Here is a 6,390-nt window from a genome sequence, read left to right as displayed (position 1 = left end):
GGCCCTGGCGGCCGCGCGGGAGATCGGCTTTCCCGTGCTCATCAAGGCCAGCGCCGGCGGCGGCGGCAAGGGCATGCGCGTGGCCAGGGACGAGGACGAGTTCCTCGCGGCCTTCGGCATGGCCCGCAGCGAGGCCGGCGCGGCGTTCAACGACGACACCGTCTACATCGAGAAGTACCTGGCCCGGCCGCGCCACATCGAGTTCCAGATCCTGGGCGACAGCCACGGCCGGGTCATCCACCTGGGCGAGCGCGACTGCAGCATCCAGCGCCGCCACCAGAAGCTGGTGGAAGAGGCGCCCTCCCCCGCCCTCACGCCGGAGCTGCGCGCGGCCATGGGCGAGGCGGCGGTGCGCGGCGCCAAGGCCATCGACTACGTGGGCGCGGGCACCATCGAGATGCTGCTGAACGAGGACAACTCGTTCTACTTCATGGAGATGAACACCCGCATCCAGGTGGAGCACCCCGTGACGGAGATGTGCACGGGCTTTGACCTGGTCAAGGAGCAGATCCGGGCGGCGGCGGGGCTCCCGCTGTCCATCCCCGAGACGCCCATCCGGCTGCGGGGGCACGCCATCGAGTGCCGCATCAACGCCGAGGACCCGTCGCGCAACTTCGCGCCGTCGCCGGGCACCATCAACACGTTCCACCTGGCGGGCGGGCCGGGGGTGCGGGTGGACACGCACGCCTACGCCGGCTACCGCGTGCCCCCGTTCTACGACTCGCTCATCGGCAAGCTCATCGTGCACGGCGCCACGCGCGAGGAGGCCCTGGCGCGCATGCGGCGGGCGCTGGCCGAGACGGTCATCGAGGGGGTGCACACCACCATCCCGTTCCTGATGGAGGTGATGGACAACCCCGACTTCATCGCGGGCGACGTGGACACCAAGTTCCTGGAGCGGTGGATGGCGGAGCGCGCGGGTGCCTGAGATGAAGCTGGACGTACTGCTCACCCCCGGCGAGCTGGTGCCGGGCGAGGTTGCCGGGCGCGCCATCGTGGTGCTGGACGTGCTGCGGGCCACCACCTCCATCGTGGAGGCGCTGGCCGCCGGCGCCCGCACGCTGTACCCCGTGGCCACCATCGAGGAGGCCATCGGCCTGGCCAAGACGCTGGGGCGCGACGAGGTGCTGCTGGCCGGCGAGCGCAAGGCGCTGCCCATCGAGGGCTTTGACCTGGGCAACTCGCCGGGCGACTTTACGCCGGAGCGCGTGGGCGGCAAGACCATCGTCATGTCGACCACCAACGGCACCCTCGCGCTCAACGCGGCCGCCCCCGGGGGCCGCGTGCTGGTGGGCGCGTGGACCAACTTCCAGGCCGTGGTCGACGAGCTGGCCCGCACGCAGGCGGAGCCCGTGTTCCTGTGCGCGGGCCGCGACCGGGCGTTCGGGCTGGAGGACGCCGTGTGCGCGGGGCAGATGGCGGCGGCGCTGCTCAAGGCCCTTCCCGACGCGGAGTGGGAGATGAACGACGGGGCCGTGGCCGCGCTGGCCCTGGCCGAGGAGTTCGCGGACCCGGCCACGCTCTTTCCCCTCACGGCGGCCGGGCGCGCCATCGTGGAGGCGGGCCTGGGCGACGACCTGGCGTTCTGCGCGCAGACGGACCTGCGCGAGGTGGTGCCCGTGCTGGAGGGCCGCCAGATCGTGCTGGCCGCCGTCGAAGCCGAGAGCTGATCCGTCTCACGCGGAGCGTTCCGAAGCCGGCCGGGGCCCTGCGCTCCGGCCGGCTTTCAACTTCAAAAGAATATCTCACGCAGAGGGAGCAGAGGCAGCAGAGTACTTCATCGCGCGATGAGATCCTCTGCTGCCTCTGCTCCCTCTGCGTGAAAATGCAGTTGTTCTCGGAACCCGGTGCGGGAAAGATCCGTAGAGCGGGAGAGAAACCATCCCGGGAGATGCGAGAATGACCAGGATCGTGGGCGCCGTGGGGCTGGCGCTGATTGCCCTGCTGATGTTCGTGGGATTCCTGAACCGCGACACGAGCGCGTCCGGCACGGCCGTGATGGCGGCGTTCGGGCTCACCGTCGTGCTGCCGGCCGCGGGGGCGCTGCTGCTGGCCCGCGGCCACTACGCGGAGCGCAGCCGGCTCTCCGGCCGCCGCGCCGCGCTTGCCCGGCAAGCCACGGAATCCGAGCTGCTGCGCCTGGCCCAGTCGCGCGGCGGCAAGCTCATGGCCGCCGAGGCCGCCATGGCCATGCACCTCTCCGAGGACACGGCTCGCGAGGCGCTGGACGGCATGGTCACGGGCGGCCGCGCGGAGCTGGAGGTGACGGACGGCGGCAACCTGGTCTACAGCTTCCCCACCCTGGCGCAGCTGGCGGACAAGCGCACGGCACGGGGGATTCTCGATGCGTAAGGCACCCCTGCGGCTGGCGTGCCCCGCCTGCCTGGGCGTGGCGCTGGAGAATGCCCCCGTGGCCGCCGACCTCGCGGTGCGCCACTGCCGGCGCTGCGGCGGAACGTGGATTCCGCGCGGGCACATCCCGCGGCTGCGCGGCGCGCCCGCCGCCGCCCTGCGCACCATGGTCCGCCGCGCGGACGATACGGCGTTCCTCTGCCACGACTGCCGCGCGCCCATGGAGCGCGACGGCGCCAAGTGCGCGAGGTGCGGCTGGGCCAACACGTTGGAGTGCCCGGACTGCGGCAGGCCCATGCGCCGCGAGACGCGCACCGGGGTGACGGTGGACGTGTGCCGCCCCTGCACGGCCGTGTGGCTGGACCACCACGAGCTGTCCACTCTCTGGGCGGCCGCGGCGGCCACGGCCGTCGCCGCCACGCCGGGCGCCAGCCAAGCCGTCACCACCGTGGGCGACGCGGGCGAGTTCCTGCTCGACCTGTTCCTCCACGCGCCGGACCTCACCCTCCACGCGGCGTCCGGGCTGGTGGACGTGGCGGGCGCGGGGCTGGAGGTCGTCGCGCACGCGCCCGGCCTGTTCTCCGCGCTGCCGGAGCTGCTGGAGGCCCTGGGCGACGCCGCCGGCTCCGTCTTCGGCCTCATCGCCGAGATCCTGGGCGGCCTCTTCGACGGCATCGGCTGATTCGACGCTGTCGGGAAAGAGACGGGGCGGCGGAGATTGATGTCTCCGCCGCCCCCGTTCGTCCACGGACCCGCGTCCCGCCTCATCGGCGGCGGCCCGGCTGGGTAAAGCCGCGGGGCGGGACGAGCTGGCGCGACGGCTCGCGGATGGCGGTCGGCAGCGTTTCCCACTGCCGGGGCGTGAGGACCTGGCGGATGGTCCGGAGCTCCTCGTCCAGCGCCTGCTGCACGCGCCGCGTACGGTCGTCGATCTCGCGCCAGGCGACGCGCGTGTCCCTGCGCCGGCCGTTCTCCACGTCGCTCATGGTGATCGCGATGGAGTCCGCCACGGGCGCCACCCGCTCGCCGAACGCCCGCGCGGCGTCGTGCAGGCGCGTCCGCTGGGCGGAATCCAGCGCCAGGCCGGCCAGGGTGTCGATCGAGACCACCTGGGCGGCCAGGTTGGGGATGCGCGCCGCGAGCTCCGCGCGAAGCTGCTCGCGCGAGCGGGCCGGACCGGACGTCTCGGCGAGCAGCCGGTCCAGCGGCTGCAGCGCCGGGTCCGCGCCGAGGGCGACGCGCCCCTCCACGGTGAGGGAGAACGGCCGCGACGCGCCGTACAGGGCCGCTGCCCGGCTGCCGAACCCGGGGTTCACCTCGTAGCGGAACGCGCCCGCCGCGGGATCGAACCCGCGCACGCGCAGCAGCACGGGATCCACCCATCCCGGCCCGCCCCAGCCGCGGGCGCCGTCGCGGCCGTTGACCACGCGGTCCACCAGCGACAGGGCGTTGCTGGTGCTCACGGACAGCCGCAGCCGCCGCTGGATCTCGCCCCGCCCCACCTCCATGTCCGCCCGCAGGTCCAGCGCGGACGTCCACGGACCCCGGCAGCTGTTTCGCCGCGCAACGCGGTTCACCTGCGCCCGCAGGCACGCCCGAACGGAGCCGGGCGCGGCCGCGAGCAGGCTCTCCATGTCCGTCGCCAGGGCGGGATCCGCCGTCGCGGACGGATCGAAGATGAACGCGGCGTCGTTGCGCGCGCCGTCGCCATTCACGTCACCGTCCACCCGCGGCGTGAACGGTGCGCCGGAGGTCAGGCGCCCCACCACGCCCAGCGTCACCCACCCCGCGGGCCGGTACATCAGGTACATCCGCAGGTCGTGCCGACGCTCCAGGTCGCTCGTGCCGCGAACGAGCGACGACGCGTCCCCGGCGAGCGGAACGCTGGAGCCGAACGCGGGCAGGCTCCCCACCTCGTCCCGCGCACGGGTGAACGTGTAGGACCCGGTGACGTAGTACCGCAGGTTGCCGAACGGGTATGCCACGTCCACGGTGCCCTGCGCGACCGTCGACGTCCCGCCGCTGCCGATCATCCGCACGCTTCCCAGGCCGGGCACGGGCCGCCCCGCGTCGGCTGCCACGCCGCCCGTCACGGGATCGATGATGCTGGCGGGCACGTACACCGGGCGCCCGCCCTCCCGCGCCAGCGCGAACAGGGGCGCATCCGCCCGATTGGCATCCGTCGCGATGGGCTGATTGTGCCCGCGGGTGAACGACGCGTCGAAGTTGAGCCGAAACCTCCCGGGCAGGGGAAAGTGCCCGCCCAGGGAGCCGCGCCAGGTGCTCGGCGTGCCGAAGTCGGACGCGAACAGGGTGACGGGTGACGTACGCGCGGCAAAGGCCGGCGCACCGTCCGCGCACGTGACGGGCGCCGCGCCCGGGTCCGTGGCATAGCGCTCCCACGCCGGCGCCGGCGCCGCCTCGCCCACGCAGGTCAGGATGGCCTGGTCCGCGCCCCCGGTCTCCCCGACGAACGACGCAAGGGACGAAAGCGGGACGCTGCCCCGGAAGTGCCCCACGCCGCCGATGAGGTACCAGTTCGACTTCTGGTATCCCCATCCCAGCCGGGGGCTGATCCCCCAGTCGGACGGCACGCGTCCCGGCGGACGTCCGAACGCCGAATCGACGGACGCGGGGCCGTCCGCGACGGACGGGTAGGACCGGCCTTCCAGGCGCGCGCCGGCCGTCACCTTCAGCCGCTCACCGCTCCAGGTGTCTCCCGCGTACAGCGCCAAAGTGCGGGTGGTGGCGCTGCTCGCGCGCGCGCCCAGCGTGCGGGTGAAGAACGACGGACGGTTCTCGCGAAAGTCGTCGAGGCTGTTGAAGGAGAACGTGCCGAACACGTTGGCCTCCGTCGTCGTGGAGGCGCGCTCCTCCGCGAGCACGATCCCGCCCTGGAGCTGGTGTGTCTCCCCCGCGAGCAGGGTCGCATGGTTCGACACCTCCACCCGGCGGCCATCCAGCGTCCGCTCGCCCGGACTGCCGCCGAAACGGAGCACGGAGCTTCCGCCGGTCGCCTCCACGGGGGCGGATACACGGACCCGGCCCGCGGGTCCACGCTGGTCCGGGTACGTGCCGCGCTCGTTCTCCGCCCAGTGCAGCCGCAGCTCGTTCTCCAGCCCCGCCACGCGCGACGTGAGCTGCGCGAGCACGCCGCCGCCCCGCTCGCGCAGGACCTCGCCGCTCGCGGCGGTGCTCAGCGCGTCCACGCCCAGTCCCTCCAGCGTCAGCCGGCGGCCGTCCAGCCGGAGCATGAGCGAATGCCCGGGCGTGAAGTCGTAGTCCAGCCGGAGCAGCCCCGACCCCGAATACGACCCCGTCCGGCGCGGCCCTTCCCCGGCCAAGTCACGATCCCGCACCAGCGCCGCGAACCGCAGTGCAGAATCCGGGTCCACGCCCAGCCGCTGGAGCACGGCGGACGACGTGTTGTGGAAGGAGATCAGCGGCGCGTCGTACCGCGAGGCGCTGAACGCGGCGTACCAGAAGAGCCGGTCGTACACCAGTGCGCCGCCCGCTCCGCCGTCCACCTGGAAGCCGGGCGCCGGACGGCGCGCATCCGGCGACCCTAGCTGCCACTGCAGGAGCGAGGGCGTGGAACGGGAGCGGATGGCGGCGCCCAGGCGGTTGGTCCCCGCCAGCGTACGCGCCGCGATCAGCCCGCCCGAGAACTCGCCCCGCGACACGTCGTACGTGCTTCCCAGGCTGACGCTGGCCAGCGCCTCCTGCGGCAGGCTCGTCGCCCCGAACGACGCCCCGTCCAGCGTGGTGCGCGTCTGCGAGGGATCCTGCCCGAAGAACGAAACGCCGCCTTCCCCCGCGAACACGCCGCCCTGGAGCGCGGCGAGGCCGGCGAGATCGCCGGGATTCACGGGGACCGTGCCGCCGCTCCACGATTGCGTGACCTGCTCGCTTGCCCCCGGCGCGCGGCGCGTCATGCGTTCACGCGGGGGGCCGCTCTGCTCCACCCGCACCGGGGCAAGCTGCACCGCCGCGAACCCCAGCCGCAGGTCGCGCACGACGCCCCCCGCCGCCGCCTCG

Annotated in this window: 5 protein-coding genes; 4 read left to right on the top strand and 1 reads right to left on the bottom strand. The window is 73.4% G+C overall.

All coding sequences use genetic code 11. The features are described from left to right. From VFZ20_RS10040 to VFZ20_RS10025, 4 genes are all read left to right on the top strand, one after another. Positions 1-928: acetyl-CoA carboxylase biotin carboxylase subunit (locus tag VFZ20_RS10040; RefSeq protein ID WP_329683733.1), on the top strand; the 928-nt coding region annotated here is incomplete at its 5' end. Between the two features lies 1 nt (position 929). After that, positions 930-1,670: a 2-phosphosulfolactate phosphatase gene (locus tag VFZ20_RS10035; RefSeq protein WP_329683732.1), complete on the top strand. Its 741-nt coding sequence runs from the start codon at positions 930-932 to the stop codon at positions 1,668-1,670. A gap of 229 nt (positions 1,671-1,899) precedes the next feature. Further along, positions 1,900-2,352: a hypothetical protein gene (locus VFZ20_RS10030; protein WP_329683731.1), complete on the top strand. Its 453-nt coding sequence runs from the start codon at positions 1,900-1,902 to the stop codon at positions 2,350-2,352. Further along, positions 2,345-3,034, top strand: coding sequence for a zf-TFIIB domain-containing protein (locus VFZ20_RS10025; RefSeq protein ID WP_329683730.1), 690 nt, complete (start codon positions 2,345-2,347; stop codon positions 3,032-3,034). Before VFZ20_RS10030 ends, VFZ20_RS10025 begins: the two co-directional genes overlap by 8 nt. 82 nt (positions 3,035-3,116) lie before the next feature. Here the strand turns inward: VFZ20_RS10025 and VFZ20_RS10020 are convergent. Further along, positions 3,117-6,390, bottom strand: a 3,274-nt coding sequence (locus VFZ20_RS10020) for a TonB-dependent receptor (RefSeq protein WP_329683729.1), incomplete at its 5' end; no start/stop codon positions are given.

Origin of the sequence: Longimicrobium sp. (assembly GCF_036280135.1) — a bacterium.
Classification (GTDB): Bacteria; Gemmatimonadota; Gemmatimonadetes; order Longimicrobiales; family Longimicrobiaceae; genus Longimicrobium.
This window is presented reverse-complemented; position numbering and strand designations above follow the sequence as displayed.

Coding starts and splice junctions, on each gene's coding strand:
- VFZ20_RS10025 (WP_329683730.1), top strand. CDS start 2,345: ATGCGTAAGGCACCCCTGCGGCTGGCGTGCCCCGCCTGCCTGGGCGTG.
- VFZ20_RS10035 (WP_329683732.1), top strand. CDS start 930: ATGAAGCTGGACGTACTGCTCACCCCCGGCGAGCTGGTGCCGGGCGAG.
- VFZ20_RS10030 (WP_329683731.1), top strand. CDS start 1,900: ATGACCAGGATCGTGGGCGCCGTGGGGCTGGCGCTGATTGCCCTGCTG.